Origin of the sequence: Achromobacter marplatensis, from assembly GCF_002209535.1 — a bacterium.
Taxonomy (GTDB): domain Bacteria; phylum Pseudomonadota; class Gammaproteobacteria; order Burkholderiales; family Burkholderiaceae_B; genus Achromobacter; species Achromobacter marplatensis.
Genome location: NZ_NJIG01000005.1, coordinates 47,056 through 61,989, shown reverse-complemented (window position 1 = coordinate 61,989; position 14,934 = coordinate 47,056). Strand labels below are relative to the sequence as shown.

Here is a 14,934-nt window from a genome sequence, read left to right as displayed (position 1 = left end):
AGCTTGATCCTAGCGGCGGCGTCCGGCGCGGGCTGCGCAAAACGCGCAAGCGCCGTTCCGATCCGGCAAGGGAATGGACTGCGCTTATTCGCGATGTTGCCGCAAGGTGTCCGACGGCAGGCAGCCGTAGCGCTTGCGGTAATGCGTGGCGAAATGGCCGAAGCTCGTCACGCCATGACGCAGCAGGATGTCGGTCACGCTGTCGCCCGTGCGCGCGGATTCAAGCGCCGCGTGCACCAGCGCCAGGCGCTGATTGCGCACGTAGTCGCTGGGGCTTTGCTTGAGGAACTGCGTGAAGCCGTTCTGGAGCGTACGGATCGACACGCAGCAGTGCGCCGCCAGATCCGCCAGCGAGATGGATTCGTCGACGTGGGTTTCGATGTATTCCCGTGCCCGGCGCACATGCTGGGGCAAAGGCTGCCTGCGATCGGCGCGCAGCAGGTCCGAATAATTGTGGGGCAGCTGCGTCAGCAGCAGGGCCAGCAGATAGTCGGAGAAGCCTGCCGCCAGTGTCTGCGTCACGCCGTCGATCGCGGGGTGCTGGTACAGCCGGCACAGGTAGTCCAGCGTTTCGCGCACGGCGGCCAGGCCCGGCGCATCGGGGTCCACTTCCAGGTCGAACACCAGCGCATGGCGGATCGGCCGGTCCAGCAGGCGTTGCAACTGGTGTTCCAGCGCCTGCCGTTCCACGCGCAGGATCAGGTTGCGGCAATCCCGCCCGATGCTGATCACGCTGGGTTCCGAGGGCGACGAGATCGTCAGGCCGCCTTCGCGCATCAGCGCGCGGCGCTTGCCCAGCGTGACCAGGCCGGAGCCTTGCAGCGTGATGCGGATCAGGTAGTAGCTGGCGATGTCGCCGGCATCGATTTCGACTTCCGCGCCGTAGTGCAGATCGAACAGCGCCGCGCTGCCGAAGAACACGCCGTACAGCCGTGACTGCAAGGGTTTCCCCTGAGCGACGCACATGCGGTGCGACCACAGGTGCTGGCTGACCTGGTCCTTGATCTCGGTGGCGTTGCCCGAGTCCAGCAAGCAATGGCGGTTCAGCGGATAGGTGTCGTTGAACATGCTTTCCTGCGCGGTGGGAACAGTCGTTGCGTCCGGCGTATAGAGTCCGATTGCGCAAAGACCTACAACAGATGGACAAACGGGACGCAGCCCGATCCCGGCACACTCCAAGGGAAAAACATGACTGACGCCACCCGGCAGCAAGGGACAAGACGAAGCTACGCCTACGAGTGGTACGTCGTCGTGATATGCATGCTAGCGTACATATTTTCCTTCGTCGACAGACAGATCCTGGCGCTGATGATCGAACCGATCAAGCACGATCTGCAGCTCTCCGACACGCAATTCAGTCTGCTGCACGGCCTGGCCTTTTCCCTGTTCTACGCCTTCATGGGCATTCCGATCGCCTTGCTGGCCGACCGCTATTCGCGGCCGAAGATCATCGCGATCGGGGTGGCGTTCTGGAGCCTGGCCACGGCCGCCTGTGGGCTGTCGCGCAATTTCGCGCAGATGTTCCTGGCGCGCATCGGCGTGGGCGTGGGCGAAGCCGCCTTGTCGCCCGCCACCTATTCCATGCTTAGCGACATGTTCCCGCGTGAAAAGCTGGGGCGTGCGGTGGGCATCTATTCGATCGGGTCGTTCATCGGCGGCGGTATGGCCTTTCTGATTGGCGGCTATGTCATCGACCTGCTGAAAAGCGTGGACACGGTGGTGGTGCCGTGGATCGGTGCGATGCGGCCCTGGCAGGTCACGTTCTTCATCGTGGGCTTGCCCGGCCTGCTGGTGGCGCTGCTGATCCTGTTGACGGTGCGCGATCCGCAGCGGCTGGGCCTGCGCCGCAATGCCGAGGGCCAGGCGCAAAAGCCCACGTTGCTCGACACCGTCCGCTTCCTGGGCCGGCACCGGGGCACGTTCTTCTGCCATTACCTGGGCTTTTCGTTCTACGCCATGGTGCTGTTTGCGCTGCTGGGCTGGACGCCCGCGTTCTACATACGGAAGTTCGGCATGTCGCCGGTGGAGGTGGGCTACATGCTGGGCGTGGCGGTGCTGGTAGCCAATACCGCGGGCGTGTTCTGCGGTGGCTGGCTGATGGACTGGCTGGCCAAGCGCGGCTACAGCGATGCGCCCCTGCGCGCCGGCGTGATCGGCGCGGTCGGCATGGCCTTGCCGGCGGTGGCCTTCACGCAGGTGGACAGCCTGTGGCTGTCGGTGGGTCTGCTGCTGCCCGCGATGTTCTTCGCATCGTTTCCCATGCCGACGTCCACGGCGGCCATGCAGATCCTGCCGCCCAATCAGATCCGCGCGCAGGTGTCGGCCCTGTTCCTGCTGATCTCGAACCTGATCGGCCTGGGGCTGGGAACCACGGCAGTCGCGTTGCTGACCGACCGCCTGTTCAAGCAGCCGGCGGCGGTGGGGCAGTCGCTCTCCATCCTGGTGGGCGGCGCGACGGTGCTGTGCATCGTGTTGCTGGCCGCGGGGTGCGCCCGCTACCGGCGCAGCCTGGCGTTGGAGGACAGCACGCAGGCGGCCTTGCGGCCTGCGCAGGTGATGCCCTGAACGGATAGGAAGGCAGGGCATGGGGGCCGCACGCGACCTGTACAGGCGGACGGCAACGACCTGTACAGTGAGGCCGGCGCGATGCGATTGTGTATTTGCAGGGCGCTGGTACACAGTCAAGAATGGCCCGTACCGATGCCGCATGCCGCGGCCGTCCCCTGAACAGGAACTCCCATGACGCTTGCCTCTGCAACCCCCACCCTGGCCGACCTGCGCGTGGATGGCGCGCGCTTATGGCAATCCTTGATGGACCTGGCCCGCATCGGCGGCACCGAGAAAGGGGGCGTGTGCCGGCTGGCGCTGACCGACCTGGACCGGCAGGGCCGGGACCTGTTCGTCAATTGGGCGATGGACGCCGGCTGTGAGGTGCGCGTCGACGCCATCGGCAATATCTTCGCGCGCCGGCCGGGGCGCGACAATCGCCTGCCCGTGGTCATGACGGGCAGCCATATCGACACCCAACCCACCGGCGGAAAATTCGACGGGAATTACGGCGTGCTGGCTGGCCTGGAGGTGCTGCGCACGCTGAACGACGCCGGGGTGCAGACCGAGGCGCCGCTGGAACTGGCGGTATGGACCAATGAAGAGGGGTCGCGCTTTGTGCCGGTGATGATGGGCTCTGGCGTGTATGCCGGCGCCTTCACGCTGGAGCACGCGCTGTCGCAACAGGACCGGGATGGTGTGAGCGTGCGCCAGGCCTTGAGCGACATCCGCTACGACGGCGACGCCGCCGTGCCGCCGGCGCAGCCGGACGGCGTGGGCGCGTACTTCGAGGCGCATATCGAGCAAGGCCCGGTGCTGGAAGCGGCCGATACCGTGATCGGCGTGGTGACGGCCGCCCTGGGTCAGCGCTGGTACGACGTGGTGCTGACAGGCGTGGAAGCACATGCGGGCCCCACGCCCATGCCGCTGCGCCGCGACGCCTTGCTGGCCGCATCCGACCTAGTGCTGGCCGTGAACGAGATCGCGCTGGCGCACGCGCCGGATGCGCGCGGCACCGTGGGCTGGATGGACGTGTTTCCGAATTCCCGCAATGTCATACCCGGCCGCGTGCGCATGACGGTGGACTTGCGCGCGGCCGACGACGCCACGCTGTCCGCCATGGACGCCGCGTTGCGTGCAGCGGTGGATGCCGCGGCGGCGGCCCGGGGCGTTGCCGCCCAGGTGGAGCAAGTGGTGTACTTCGCGCCGCAGCCTTTCGCTTCCGCGTTGGTGGATTCGGTGCGCGAAGGCGCCAAGTCCTTGTCGCTGTCGGCCATGGACGTGGTCAGCGGGGCAGGGCATGACGCCGTGTACCTGGCGCGCGTGGCGCCCGCCGCGATGATCTTCGTGCCCTGCAAGGACGGCATCAGCCACAACGAGATCGAGGACGCGCGCCCCGAGCACCTGGAGGCGGGATGCAATGTCCTGCTGCGCGCCATGCTGGCGCAAGCCGGCGTGGCGGCATGATCCGCTGACGCGCATGCCCGCACCACGGCGGCGCACGCTGCGCTGACGTGGTGCCGCCGGCCACGGGCCCACGCCGTTCCTGACTGCATTTACCGGGGCCTGCCCCGGGCGCTCCGATGCCCTGCACATGGCACAGAACTTGCTTATACAAATTCTGTGTACTAACTCTGTGCACGTGTACCTGGAGAACCACAATGCAGACACGGAGTATCCGCATCAAATCCCTGGCCGCTGCGCTCGCGCTGACGGCAGCGGGCGCCACCGCCTTCTCGCCGGCCACGGCGCATGCCGAAAAGGTGCTGCGCATCGGCATGACGGCGGGGGACATCCCGCGCACGCTGGGCCAGCCTGACCAGGGGTTCGAGGGCAACCGCTTCACCGGTATTCCGATGTACGACGGCCTGACCCAGTGGGACCTGTCCAAGCAGGACGGCCCCAGTGTGCTGATTCCCGGTCTGGCCCTGTCCTGGGACGTGGATGCCGCCGATAAGACCAAGTGGGTGTTCAAGCTGCGCCCAGGCGTGAAGTTCCATGACGGATCGGACTTCAATGCGGACGCGGTGGTGTGGAACGTGGGCAAGGTGCTCGACAAGAGCGCGCCGCAGTTCGATCCCAGCCAGGTGGGCGTGACGGCATCGCGCATGCCGACGCTGGTGTCTGCCCGGAAAATCGACGACCTGACGGTGGAGCTGACCACGTCGGAGCCCGATTCGTTCCTGCCGATCAACCTGACCAACCTGTACATGGCGTCGCCTGCGCAATGGCAGAAGAAGCTGGCCGCGGTTCCGGCGTCGGTGACGGACGCTGCCGAGCGCTCGCAGAAGGCCTGGGCCGCGTTTGCGGCCGACGCCGCAGGTACCGGCCCCTTCAAGATGGCCAAGTTCGTGCCGCGCGAAAGGCTGGAAGTCGTGAAGTACGACGGGTATTGGGACGAGAAGCGCCGGCCGAAGATCGACCGCGTGGTGATGCTGCCGCTGCCCGAAGCCAACTCGCGCACGGCCGCGCTGATGTCCGGTCAGGTCGATTGGATCGAGGCGCCCGCGCCCGACGCGTTCGACGCGATCAAGGCTCGGGGTTTCGTCATTTATTCCAATGAGCAGCCGCACGTGTGGCCGTGGCAACTGTCGTTCAAGGAAGGGTCTCCGTGGTTGGACCAGCGTGTGCGCCAGGCCGCCAACCTGTGCGTGAACCGGGGCGAACTGAAGCAGCTGTTGGGCGGCATGATGGCCGAGCCCAAGGGCACGGTGCCGCCGGGCCATCCCTGGTGGGGCAACCCCAAGTTCGACATCAGGTACGACCCGGACGCCGCCCGCAAGCTGATGGCTGAAGCGGGGTACTCCAAGGCCAAGCCCGTGAAGGTCAAGGTGCAGACCTCGGCCTCGGGCTCGGGCCAGATGCAGCCCCTGCCCATGAACGAGTTCGTGCAGCAGAACCTGAAAGACTGCTACTTCGACGTGAGCTTCGACGTAGTGGAGTGGAACACGCTGTTCACCAACTGGCGCAAGGGCGCCAAGGACCCGTCGGCCAACGGCAGCGACGCCATCAACGTCAGCTTCGCGGCCATGGATCCGTTCTTCGCCATCGTGCGCTTCGTCAGCACCAAGACTTTCCCGCCCACGTCGAACAACTGGGGCTATTTCGGCAACGCCGAGATCGACGGTTTGATCAAGGACGCGCGCACGACCTTCACGCCCACGGAACGCGACGCCGCGCTCGCCAAGCTGCATGCGCGCGTGGTCGAAGAGGCGCCGTTCGTCTGGATTGCGCATGACGTCGGCCCGCGGGCCATGTCGCCGAAGGTCAAGGGCGTGGTGCAGCCCAAGAGCTGGTTCATCGATATCGCCACGATGTCGATGGATTGACCCTGAACGCGGGAAGGACGGCGCCCGGCGTGGCGTCCTTCCCGCACTAGCCGGTGACGCCTATGCTGTCTTACATTTTCCGGCGCGTGGTGTACGCCCTGCCCATCATGGTGGGGGTCGCGCTGCTCTGTTTCCTGTTGATCCACCTGGCGCCCGGCGATCCGCTGGTATCCATCCTGCCGCCCGACGCGTCCGCCGACCTGCAGCGGCAACTGATGCAGCTCTACGGCTTCGATCGTCCGCTCGTCGAGCAGTTCGCGGGCTGGCTGTGGCGCGCGCTGCATGGCGATCTGGGCACCTCGATCGCCACCGGTCGCCCCGTCGCCGCCGAAGTGCTGAACGCCGTGGGCAATACGCTGCGGCTGGCCTGTCTGGCGACGATGCTGGGTTTCGTCGTGGGAGCGTTCCTGGGGTTCGTGGGCGGCTATTACCGCAACTCGCCGATGGACCGCGTCGCCTCGTTCGTGTCCGTCGTCGGCGTCAGCGTGCCGCACTATTGGCTGGGCATGGTGCTGGTCATCGTGTTCTCGACCCAACTGATGTGGCTGCCGCCTACCGGCGCGGGCCCGGGCGGTTCGGGGGAGTGGGTGGCGGACTGGGCGCATTTCCGCCACATGATCCTGCCCGCCGTGACCATGTCGGTGATCCCGATGGGCATCATCGCTCGCACGGTGCGCGCGCTGGTGGCCGAGACCTTGTCGCAGGAATTCGTGGTGGGGCTGCGCGCGCGCGGGCTGACCGACCTGGGCGTCTTCCTGCACGTGGCCAAGAACTGCGCGCCCACCGCGCTGGCCGTGATGGGCCTGCAGCTGGGTTACCTGCTGGGCGGCTCCATCCTGATCGAAACCGTCTTTTCCTGGCCGGGCACGGGCTTTCTGCTCAATGCCGCCATCTTCCAGCGCGACCTGCCGCTGCTGCAGGGCACGATCCTGGTGCTGGCGCTGTTCTTCGTGGTCTTGAATATGGCCGTCGACATCCTGCAAGGCCTGTTCGACCCGCGTATCGAAAGGAGCTGATCGTATGACCGATTCCCTTGCAAGCCTGGCGGCCGCCCCGGCCGTGGCGCCGGTGGCGCGGTCGCCCGGTTACTGGTCCAACGTGCTGCGCCGCCTGCGGCGCGATCCGGTGGCGCTGGCCGCCGGCGCCGTCATCCTGGCGCTGATCGTCCTGGCGATCCTGGCGCCCTGGATCTCGCCGGCGGACCCCTTCCAGGCGTCCATGCTCAAGCGCTTGCGGCCCATCGGCAGCGAAGGCTATCCGCTGGGCGCCGACGAACTGGGGCGCGACATGCTGTCGCGCCTGATGCTGGGCGCGCGCCTCTCGTTGTTCATGGGCATCGTCCCGGTGATCGCGGCCTTCGTGGTGGGCAGCGCCATCGGCATCCTGGCGGGCTACGCGGGCGGCTGGACCAGCACGCTGATCATGCGGGTGGTGGACGTGTTCTACGCGTTTCCGTCCGTGCTGCTGGCGATCGCGTTGTCCGGCACGCTGGGGGCGGGCATCTTCAACGCCATCGTGTCGCTGACCGTCGTCTTCATCCCGCAGGTGGTGCGCGTGGCCGAAAGCGTCACCGCGCAGGTACGGCGCAGCGACTACGTCGATGCGGCGCGGGCGTCGGGCGCCTCGCCCTTCACGATCGTGCGGGCGCACGTGCTGTCCAACGTGCTGGGTCCGATCTTCGTGTATTCCACCAGCCTGATCTCGGTGTCCATGATCCTGGCCTCGGGCCTGTCGTTCCTGGGCCTGGGCGTGCGGCCGCCGGAACCCGAATGGGGGCTGATGCTCAACACGCTGCGCACCGCCATCTACACCCAGCCCTGGGTGGCGGCGTTGCCCGGCGTGATGATCTTCATCACGTCCATGTCATTCAACCTGCTGTCCGACGGACTGCGGTCCGCCATGGAGGTCAAGGAATGAGCGCACTGATCGAGACGGCACGCGCCGCACACGGCGATGTGGGCGGGCCGGCCCAGCCGCTGCTGAGCGTGCGTGGGCTGGTCAAGCACTTTCCGCTGAAGCGGGACCCGCTGTCGCGCAAGCGGGGCGGCAACGCCGTACGTGCGGTGGATGGCGTCGACTTTGACGTGAAGAAGGGCGAAACCCTGGGCGTGGTGGGGGAGTCGGGCTGCGGCAAGTCCACCACCGCGCGGCTCGTGATGCAGCTGATCGCTCAGGATCGCGGCGAATTGGTCTTTGACGGCATGGCGGTCGGCTCGCGGGCACTGGCGCTACGCGAATTTCGCCGCCAGACGCAGATGGTGTTCCAGGACAGCTATTCGTCGTTGAACCCGCGCATGACCATCGAAGATTCGGTCGCCTTCGGCCCGCTGGTGCACGGCACGCCCAGGAACGACGCCATTGCGGTGGCGCGCGGACTGCTGGGGCGCGTGGGGCTGGAGCCGCAGCGCTTCGCCGGCCGCTATCCGCACGAACTGTCCGGCGGCCAGCGCCAGCGCGTGAACATCGCGCGTGCGCTGGCGCTCCATCCGCGTCTCGTCATCCTGGATGAAGCGGTCTCTGCGCTGGACAAGTCCGTCGAGGCGCAGGTACTGAACCTGCTGCTGGACCTGAAGGACGATTTCGGGCTGACGTACATGTTCATCAGCCACGACCTGAATGTGGTGCGGTACATCTCTGACCGCGTGATGGTCATGTACCTGGGCGAAGTCGTCGAACTCGGCCCCGTGGATCAAGTGTTCGACGCGCCGCGTCACCCCTATACGCAAGCTTTGCTGAGATCCATGCCGTCGATGGAGCCGGGGCAGCGCACCGAATCCGCGCCCTTGTCAGGCGACCCGCCCAACCCCATCGATCCTCCCTCGGGTTGCCGCTTCCATACGCGCTGCGCCCAGGCGCGCGCCGTCTGTGCGCAGCAGGCGCCCGACCTGACGCGGCAGGGCGACGGCCACGCGGTGCGCTGCCTGATCCATCAACCCGATTCCGGCTACGCCGCCTCAGGAGCGCTGGCATGACGTCCGCCCCGCAACCGCTCGTCCGTATCCACAACCTGGAAGTCGCTTTCCAGGCCGGCGCAAAGACCGTGCATGCGCTCAATGGCGTGAACCTGGAAGTCGGGCGCGGCGAGGCCGTGGCGCTGATCGGCGAATCGGGCTCGGGCAAAAGCGTGACGTTGCGCGCGCTGATGCGGCTGCATCCCCCGCGCCGCACGCGCATCCGCGGCGAGATGCAGGTGGACGGGCGCGACGTGCTGGCGATGAACTCGCGCGAACTGGCGGACATGCGCGGGCCGGTGGTGTCCATGGTGTTCCAGGAACCGCTGCTGGCGCTGGATCCGGTTTACACCGTGGGCCGCCAGATCGAAGAAATGGTGCGCCGGCATACGGGCAAGACGGCTGCCGAAGCGCGTGCGCAGGCCTTGTCGTTGTTCGAACGGGTGCGCATCCCCAGCCCGGAGCGCCGCCTGCAGGCCTATCCGCACGAGATGTCCGGCGGCATGCGCCAGCGCGCGATGATCGCGCTGGCCCTGTCCTGCAATCCCAAGGTGCTGCTGGCCGATGAGCCCACGACCGCGCTGGACGCCACCGTCCAGATCCAGATTCTGCTGCTGTTGCGCGAACTGCAGCGCGAACTGGGCCTGTCCATCGTCTTCGTGACCCATGACATCGGCGCGGCCGCCGAAATCGCGGACCGCGTCGCCGTCATGTATGGCGGCCGGATCGTCGAGCAAGGCACGGTCGCCGACCTGTTGCGTGCACCGCGCCACCCCTACACCCTGGCTTTGCTGAAGGGCAGGGCGCACGGCGCGATGCGCAAAGGGCAACGACTTGAAACCATCCCGGGCTCCCCGCCTGACCTGGCTGCCTTGCCGCCCGGCTGTTCGTTCGCGCCGCGTTGCAGCTTGGCGCAGCCCCGCTGCCAGGCGGCGGTGCCCGATATCGAGCCCGTGGCGCCGGGGCACGAGGTACGGTGCATCCGGGTGGCCGAGACCCAGTAGCGGCGGCAAACCTGTTTCAACCTATCACCGGCGCAATCTGTCCCTGATATGGATTTTCATTCTTGGCCGATAATGCTTGCTGTTGCTCCCAGCCGGACCCCTTATGCCCTGCGTTGCCCGTCGTGTTGCTTTGCCTCTGTTCGCCATCCTGTCGGCCGTTTTGGCGGGATGCACCTCCCCTAAACCGGCCTATGAACGCGAGGACTTCACCCAGAACGACGTGTTTTCCCGCACGTTCCCCACCGCCAGCACCACCGCCTGCGACGCCGGCCGCCGCGCCTTGCTGAGCCAGGGCTACAACATCGACCGGTTCGATCCGGCGCGGGTGTCGGGACACAAGAATTTCCAGGGTGAAGACGGGCTGCATACCCAGATCAATTTCAACATCGATTGCGCCTCGGACGGCAGCGCCAACCAGCGCGCCACGGTATTCGCCAATGCCGTGCAGGATCGCTATTCGATCAAGCGCACCAGCAGTTCCGCCAGCGTAGGCGTGAGCGTGCTGGGGCAGGTGTCGATGCCGTTCGGATCCAGCGACGATTCGCTGGTGAAGACGGCCAGCCAGACCGTGTCGCGGCCCAAGTTCTACGAAGGGTTCTTCCAGCTGCTGCAGCGCTTCCTGCCGGACGCCGAAGCCGCCGCTGCGCCGCATGTGCCGTCGCCGGTTCGTGCACGCGCTAACTCGGGCAAGCCGCAGGCGGCGCCGGCGGATCCGGCGGTCACGCCGGACGCGCCGGCCGACACCCTGAACCCGGCTCTCGCCAACGGCACCCCGGCGGCAGCCGACAAGACGTCGCCCGCGGCGGAACCGAATCACGCGGCAACGCCGTCCGCGTCGGGCAATTCGGAAGCGGGGACTGCCGCGCCTGCGACCGCACCGGCCACGGCGCCTGCCGCCACGCCTGCAACCCCGTCCGCAGCCACCCCGGCCGTGCAGGCGCCGGCCCCTGGCGCGACGCCCGCCGCAACGCCCGCTGCGCCCGCGTCCGGCAACTAGCCCGGTCCGCGCGTCGCGCCGGTTTGCCTTGGCGCAATCCGGCGCGGGCTTTCGGCGCCTCAGGCCGCACGCCAGCGGTGATAATGCCGGCCATGACATACCAACTTCTCAAGATGGCCCATGTAGCGGCCGTCGTCGCCTGGATCGTCGGATCGCTGTTCGTCTCCCTGTTCCTGTTGTCGTCGCAGCCGCAAGACGGCGATGACGCGCCCAAAGAACGCAAGATGCTGGGTGCTTTGCGCCGGTGGACGCTGTGGGTGACCACGCCGGCGATGGTCGTCTCCTGGATGATCGGCCTGCACCTGGCGATGACCTTCGGCTGGTTCGCGATGAACTGGATCTGGATCAAGGTCGGCTTCGCGCTGGCTTTGTCCGCCCTGCTGGGCATCCAGAGCGCCGCGTTGCGCCGTATGGCGCAGGGCAGCCCGAAACGGCCGCCGGCGGTGGATCTCTACGCGCCGTTCACCGTCATCGCCTGCGCGGTCATCGTGACGCTGGTCGTCGTCAAACCGTTCTGACGTGTTGCGGGCGGCTTATGCCGCCGGGCCATATCCAAAGATCCCCGTAATAAGGACTCAACGAAGTATTCGTTCGTGCCCGTCGGGGCCCTCCCTAGAATCGTCTCTCTCATAACTGCATTGACTTAGAGGCGATTCCATCATGACTACCCGTTTTCTAGGTGCGCGCAGCGCGCAGGGCAACACCCCGCCCGTCAAGCGGACGCGTCTCGTCCTCAAAACGCTGTTGGGCGCCGTGCTGGCATCCGCCGCGATGTTCCATGGCCCGGCGTTCTCCGCGGATCCCAAGCCTCTGAAAGTGGGCGTGCGCGGCGGGGTGGACGAGCAGATCTGGGAAGTGGTGACGCAGGTGGCCAAGAAGAACGGCCTGGCCGTCGAACCCGTCGTGATCACGGGCACCGCCAGCCCCAACGAAGCGCTGAACAACGGCGACCTGGAAGCCAACGCCTTCCAGCACATTCCTTTCCTGAACGACCAGATCAAGCAGCGCGGCTACAAGCTGGTGCCGGTGGCGAACACGCTGATCTCGCCCATCGCCTTCTATTCCAAGAAGTACAAGTCGCTGAAAGAGCTGCCGGACGGCGCCCGCGTCGGCATCCCGAACGACCCCAGCAACCAGACCCGCGCGCTGGTGATCCTGCGCGACCAGGGTCTCATCACGCTGAAGGACGGATTTGACCCGGCAACCGGCACCGCCACGCTGGCCGATGTGACCTCCAACCCCAAGAAGCTGAATTTCGTTGAAAGCGCCTCGGTCGTGCTGGCGCGTTCGCTGCCGGACGTGGACACCGCCGCCATCGTCAACAGCTTCGCCTACCAGGCGGGCCTGATCGCCACGCGCGACGGCATTGCGGTGGAGAAGAAGGAAAACAATCCTTACGTGAACATCATTGCCGTGCGCGAAAAGGACAAGAACGCGCCGTGGGTGCCTGAGCTGATCAAGGCCTACCACTCTGAAGAAGTCCGCCAGTTCATCCTGAGCAAGTACGAAGGCTCTGTGATCCCGGTCTTCTGAGATGCAGCACGAATTCTCCAACCCCGGCCCGGCGGTAGCGGCCGGGTCGCCTGCTGGGCCGGACGCCCACATCGTTTTCGACGGGCTGCAAAAGCGTTATCAAAGCCCGCAAGGCGCGGTGGCGGCGCTGTCTGATGTGTCGTTCTCGGTGGCGCGGGGCGAGGTCTTCGGAATCATCGGGCGTAGCGGCGCGGGCAAGTCCACGCTGCTGCGGTCCATCAACATGCTGGAACGCCCCTCCGCCGGCCGCGTGCTGGTCGACGGGGTGGACGTGGGCCAACTGGACGAAGACGGGCTGGTGCGCCTGCGCCGCCGCATCGGCATGATCTTCCAGCACTTCAATCTGTTGTCCGCCAAGACGGTGGCCGAAAACGTCGCGCTGCCGCTGCGCGTGGCCGGTGTGAAGCCCGCCGCCGCGCGCGCGCGTGTTGAAGCCCTGCTGGACATGGTGGGGTTGCGGGACAAGGCGGACGTCTATCCGTCCAAACTGTCAGGTGGCCAGAAGCAGCGCGTGGGCATCGCGCGCGCGCTGGTGCATGAGCCGGAAATCCTGTTGTGCGATGAAGCTACGTCCGCGCTAGACCCGGAGACCACGCAATCCATCCTGGCGCTGCTGCAGGACATCAACCGCAAGCTGGGGCTGACGGTGGTGCTCATCACGCACGACATGGCAGTGATCCGCGAAGTCTGCCACCAGGTGCTGGTGCTGGACGGCGGCCGCAAGGTGGAGCAAGGAGAGGTCTGGCGCGTGTTCGGCAACCCGCAGGCGGACGCCACGCGCGCGCTCCTGCGCCCCTTGAAGCACGAACTGCCCGCGGACCTGGCGGCCCGGCTGGTGCCCGACTTGCAGGGCCGCGATGGCGTTGCCGTGCTGCGGCTGCGTTTCACGGGGCAGGGTCGGCCTGACGGCGTGTCGCTGCAGGCCTTGGCGGCAATGGGGCCGGGCGCCACCTTGCTGCATGGTGGACTGGACCGGTTGCGCGGCCATGCGCAGGGCAGTCTGCTGGTGTCGGTGCCCGCGGGCGCATTACAGGAAGAGGCCGCGCGCGCCGCGCTGGTGGCCGATCAGATCAAGGTGCTGGGTTATGTCGCTGCCGATGCTTGATAAATACCTGCAGGCGTTCCTGCAGACCCTGGCGATGGTGAGCGTCTCCGCCGTCATCGCGATCGTGTCGGGCCTGGCGCTGGCCGTGGTGCTGACGGTGACCGCGCCGGGCAACCTGTACCCCAAGCCGCGCTTGAACAAGGCGCTGTCGATCACGGTGAACACGTTCCGCGCTATCCCCTTCATCATCCTGCTGGTGGCCATGCTGCCGTTCACGCGCTTCCTGGTGGGCACCACGTTGGGAACCTGGGCGGCCATCGTGCCGCTGTCGGCCAACCTGGTGCCGTTCTTTGCGCGGATCGCGCAGGTCAGTCTGAACGATGTGGATCACGGGCTGGTGGAGGCGGCGCGCGCGATGGGATGCCGGCGCTGGCACATCGTGCGCCACGTGCTGTTGCCCGAGGCCTTACCCGGCATCATCGGCGGCATGACGGTCAGCGTCATCGCCATGATCAACGCATCGGCCATGGCCGGCGCCGTGGGCGCCGGCGGCTTGGGCGACCTGGCGATCCGCTACGGCTACGAGCGTTATGAAACCCGCGTGATGTTCGAGGTGATCGTGATCCTGATCGCGCTGGTGTCGATCGTGCAGTTCACCGGTGAATGGCTGTCGCGCCGGGCCGACCACAAGCGGTAGGCACGGGGCGGCGATGCGGGCGGGCGGACAAATCGGGTCAGGGCAGCGCCGAGAGGATGCTGGCCAATTGCTGCTTGCCCAGTTGTTCCTGTTCGGCGGACATCTTGCCGATCGCCGCCATGTGCTGGCGGAACCGGTTCAGGTCGTCGTCGCGGTCGAACAGCAGTTCGTCGTGGTCCGCGTACCAGTGCTGGCGGTTGTCGTCCAGCAACGTGATCATCTGGCCGAACTCCTGCAGGATGCGCGTTTCAAGCGTCCAGACCTGCGCAAGGCTGGCGCTGCGCCGCGCCAGCGACGCGTTCAGGCCCGTCAGCATTTTCTGCTTTTCCGGTTCGCGGATCGCCAGCGAACGGATCGTCGCGGGCATGTCCTTCAAGACCTGCAGGCTTTGCTGCTGGTATTTCGGCACCAGACGCTCGGCCTGCTCAAGAATCATCCGGCTTTCCACCAGGCCGGTGTCCCGGGCCAGCCGGTGCGCGTCCAGCAGCCGCGGCATGCCGATGTCGTTCAGGTCTTGAAGGTAGGCCTTGTGCTGCGCCAGCCGCTCGCCGGCCACGGTCTTGATGATGCGTTCCAGCTCGCCGTAGAAGCCGGTGGCCTTGGGCGTGGGGTCGATGACCGGCAGGGCGTCGGGCACGCCTTCCGGGCTCGTGACCATCAGCTGCAAAGTGTCTGCGACCTTGCGGATTTCGGCCGCGGCCACTTTTTCCTGCTCGCGTTCGCAGGCATTGCGCAGGCCGATCACCACGGCCGACACAAGCACCACCAGGCCGGCGAACAGCGCAATGCGCAGCCAGCCAGACCGTGCACGCGGGGATCGCAAAGGCTTGT

Annotated in this window: 14 protein-coding genes; 12 read left to right on the top strand and 2 right to left on the bottom strand. The window is 66.5% G+C overall.

Features of this window, described 5'->3' with window-relative positions:
* Nucleotides 1-84: 84 nt before the first annotated feature.
* Nucleotides 85-1,068 (bottom strand): AraC-like ligand-binding domain-containing protein, encoded by a 984-nt coding sequence (locus CEY09_RS13085; protein WP_088588947.1) that lies wholly within the window; start codon nt 1,066-1,068, stop codon nt 85-87.
* Between the two features lie 120 nt (nt 1,069-1,188).
* Here CEY09_RS13085 and CEY09_RS13080 point away from each other — a divergent pair, with 120 nt between their 5' ends.
* The 12 genes from CEY09_RS13080 (at nt 1,189) to CEY09_RS13025 (ending at nt 14,103) form a co-directional block, all read left to right on the top strand.
* Nucleotides 1,189-2,565: a spinster family MFS transporter gene (locus CEY09_RS13080; protein WP_088588946.1), complete on the top strand. Its 1,377-nt coding sequence runs from the start codon at nt 1,189-1,191 to the stop codon at nt 2,563-2,565.
* 174 nt (nt 2,566-2,739) lie between these two features.
* A complete protein-coding gene (locus CEY09_RS13075) occupies nt 2,740-4,014 on the top strand; it encodes a Zn-dependent hydrolase (RefSeq protein ID WP_088588945.1) in 1,275 nt (424 codons plus the stop codon).
* Nucleotides 4,015-4,208: 194 nt separating this feature from the next.
* Nucleotides 4,209-5,876, top strand: a complete 1,668-nt coding sequence (locus CEY09_RS13070) for an ABC transporter substrate-binding protein (RefSeq protein WP_006225739.1) — start codon at nt 4,209-4,211, stop codon at nt 5,874-5,876.
* A 62-nt stretch (nt 5,877-5,938) separates the two neighbouring features.
* Nucleotides 5,939-6,892, top strand: coding sequence for an ABC transporter permease (locus tag CEY09_RS13065; RefSeq protein ID WP_088588944.1), 954 nt, complete (start codon nt 5,939-5,941; stop codon nt 6,890-6,892).
* 4 nt (nt 6,893-6,896) lie between these two features.
* Nucleotides 6,897-7,793: an ABC transporter permease gene (locus CEY09_RS13060; RefSeq protein ID WP_088588943.1), complete on the top strand. Its 897-nt coding sequence runs from the start codon at nt 6,897-6,899 to the stop codon at nt 7,791-7,793.
* Complete coding sequence (locus CEY09_RS13055) at nt 7,790-8,848, top strand: ABC transporter ATP-binding protein (protein WP_088588942.1); 1,059 nt, start codon at nt 7,790-7,792, stop codon at nt 8,846-8,848. The genes CEY09_RS13060 and CEY09_RS13055 overlap by 4 nt, the downstream gene beginning before the upstream one ends.
* A complete protein-coding gene (locus tag CEY09_RS13050; protein WP_088588941.1) occupies nt 8,845-9,831 on the top strand; it encodes an ABC transporter ATP-binding protein in 987 nt (328 codons plus the stop codon). The genes CEY09_RS13055 and CEY09_RS13050 overlap by 4 nt, the downstream gene beginning before the upstream one ends.
* A gap of 103 nt (nt 9,832-9,934) precedes the next feature.
* Nucleotides 9,935-10,828 carry a DUF2242 domain-containing protein gene (locus CEY09_RS13045; RefSeq protein ID WP_167390072.1) on the top strand — a complete coding sequence of 298 codons (894 nt, stop codon included), beginning with the start codon at nt 9,935-9,937 and terminating at the stop codon, nt 10,826-10,828.
* Between the two features lie 92 nt (nt 10,829-10,920).
* Complete coding sequence (locus CEY09_RS13040) at nt 10,921-11,346, top strand: CopD family protein (RefSeq protein ID WP_234818292.1); 426 nt, start codon at nt 10,921-10,923, stop codon at nt 11,344-11,346.
* 253 nt (nt 11,347-11,599) lie between these two features.
* Entirely contained in the window at nt 11,600-12,361 is a 762-nt protein-coding gene (locus tag CEY09_RS13035; protein ID WP_234818307.1) for a MetQ/NlpA family ABC transporter substrate-binding protein, read from the top strand.
* Between the two features lies 1 nt (nt 12,362).
* Nucleotides 12,363-13,466 (top strand): methionine ABC transporter ATP-binding protein, encoded by a 1,104-nt coding sequence (locus CEY09_RS13030; RefSeq protein WP_088588939.1) that lies wholly within the window; start codon nt 12,363-12,365, stop codon nt 13,464-13,466.
* Nucleotides 13,447-14,103, top strand: coding sequence for a methionine ABC transporter permease (locus CEY09_RS13025; protein WP_088588938.1), 657 nt, complete (start codon nt 13,447-13,449; stop codon nt 14,101-14,103). Before CEY09_RS13030 ends, CEY09_RS13025 begins: the two co-directional genes overlap by 20 nt.
* Before the next feature lie 37 nt (nt 14,104-14,140).
* Here CEY09_RS13025 and CEY09_RS13020 read toward each other — a convergent pair whose 3' ends face one another.
* The gene (locus CEY09_RS13020; RefSeq protein WP_234818291.1) at nt 14,141-14,926 is read right to left on the bottom strand and encodes a hypothetical protein; all 786 of its coding nucleotides are present in this window, start codon (nt 14,924-14,926) and stop codon (nt 14,141-14,143) included.
* Nucleotides 14,927-14,934: the final 8 nt, after the last annotated feature.

What these genes read in the sequence shown, in the direction of transcription:
- CEY09_RS13050 (WP_088588941.1), top strand. Translation starts at nt 8,845, where the DNA reads ATGACGTCCGCCCCGCAACCGCTCGTCCGTATCCACAACCTGGAAGTC.
- CEY09_RS13055 (WP_088588942.1), top strand. Translation starts at nt 7,790, where the DNA reads ATGAGCGCACTGATCGAGACGGCACGCGCCGCACACGGCGATGTGGGC.
- CEY09_RS13025 (WP_088588938.1), top strand. Translation starts at nt 13,447, where the DNA reads ATGTCGCTGCCGATGCTTGATAAATACCTGCAGGCGTTCCTGCAGACC.
- CEY09_RS13040 (WP_234818292.1), top strand. Translation starts at nt 10,921, where the DNA reads ATGACATACCAACTTCTCAAGATGGCCCATGTAGCGGCCGTCGTCGCC.
- CEY09_RS13060 (WP_088588943.1), top strand. Translation starts at nt 6,897, where the DNA reads ATGACCGATTCCCTTGCAAGCCTGGCGGCCGCCCCGGCCGTGGCGCCG.
- CEY09_RS13080 (WP_088588946.1), top strand. Translation starts at nt 1,189, where the DNA reads ATGACTGACGCCACCCGGCAGCAAGGGACAAGACGAAGCTACGCCTAC.
- CEY09_RS13075 (WP_088588945.1), top strand. Translation starts at nt 2,740, where the DNA reads ATGACGCTTGCCTCTGCAACCCCCACCCTGGCCGACCTGCGCGTGGAT.
- CEY09_RS13065 (WP_088588944.1), top strand. Translation starts at nt 5,939, where the DNA reads ATGCTGTCTTACATTTTCCGGCGCGTGGTGTACGCCCTGCCCATCATG.
- CEY09_RS13035 (WP_234818307.1), top strand. Translation starts at nt 11,600, where the DNA reads ATGTTCCATGGCCCGGCGTTCTCCGCGGATCCCAAGCCTCTGAAAGTG.
- CEY09_RS13030 (WP_088588939.1), top strand. Translation starts at nt 12,363, where the DNA reads ATGCAGCACGAATTCTCCAACCCCGGCCCGGCGGTAGCGGCCGGGTCG.
- CEY09_RS13045 (WP_167390072.1), top strand. Translation starts at nt 9,935, where the DNA reads ATGCCCTGCGTTGCCCGTCGTGTTGCTTTGCCTCTGTTCGCCATCCTG.
- CEY09_RS13070 (WP_006225739.1), top strand. Translation starts at nt 4,209, where the DNA reads ATGCAGACACGGAGTATCCGCATCAAATCCCTGGCCGCTGCGCTCGCG.
- CEY09_RS13085 (WP_088588947.1), bottom strand. Translation starts at nt 1,068, where the DNA reads ATGTTCAACGACACCTATCCGCTGAACCGCCATTGCTTGCTGGACTCG.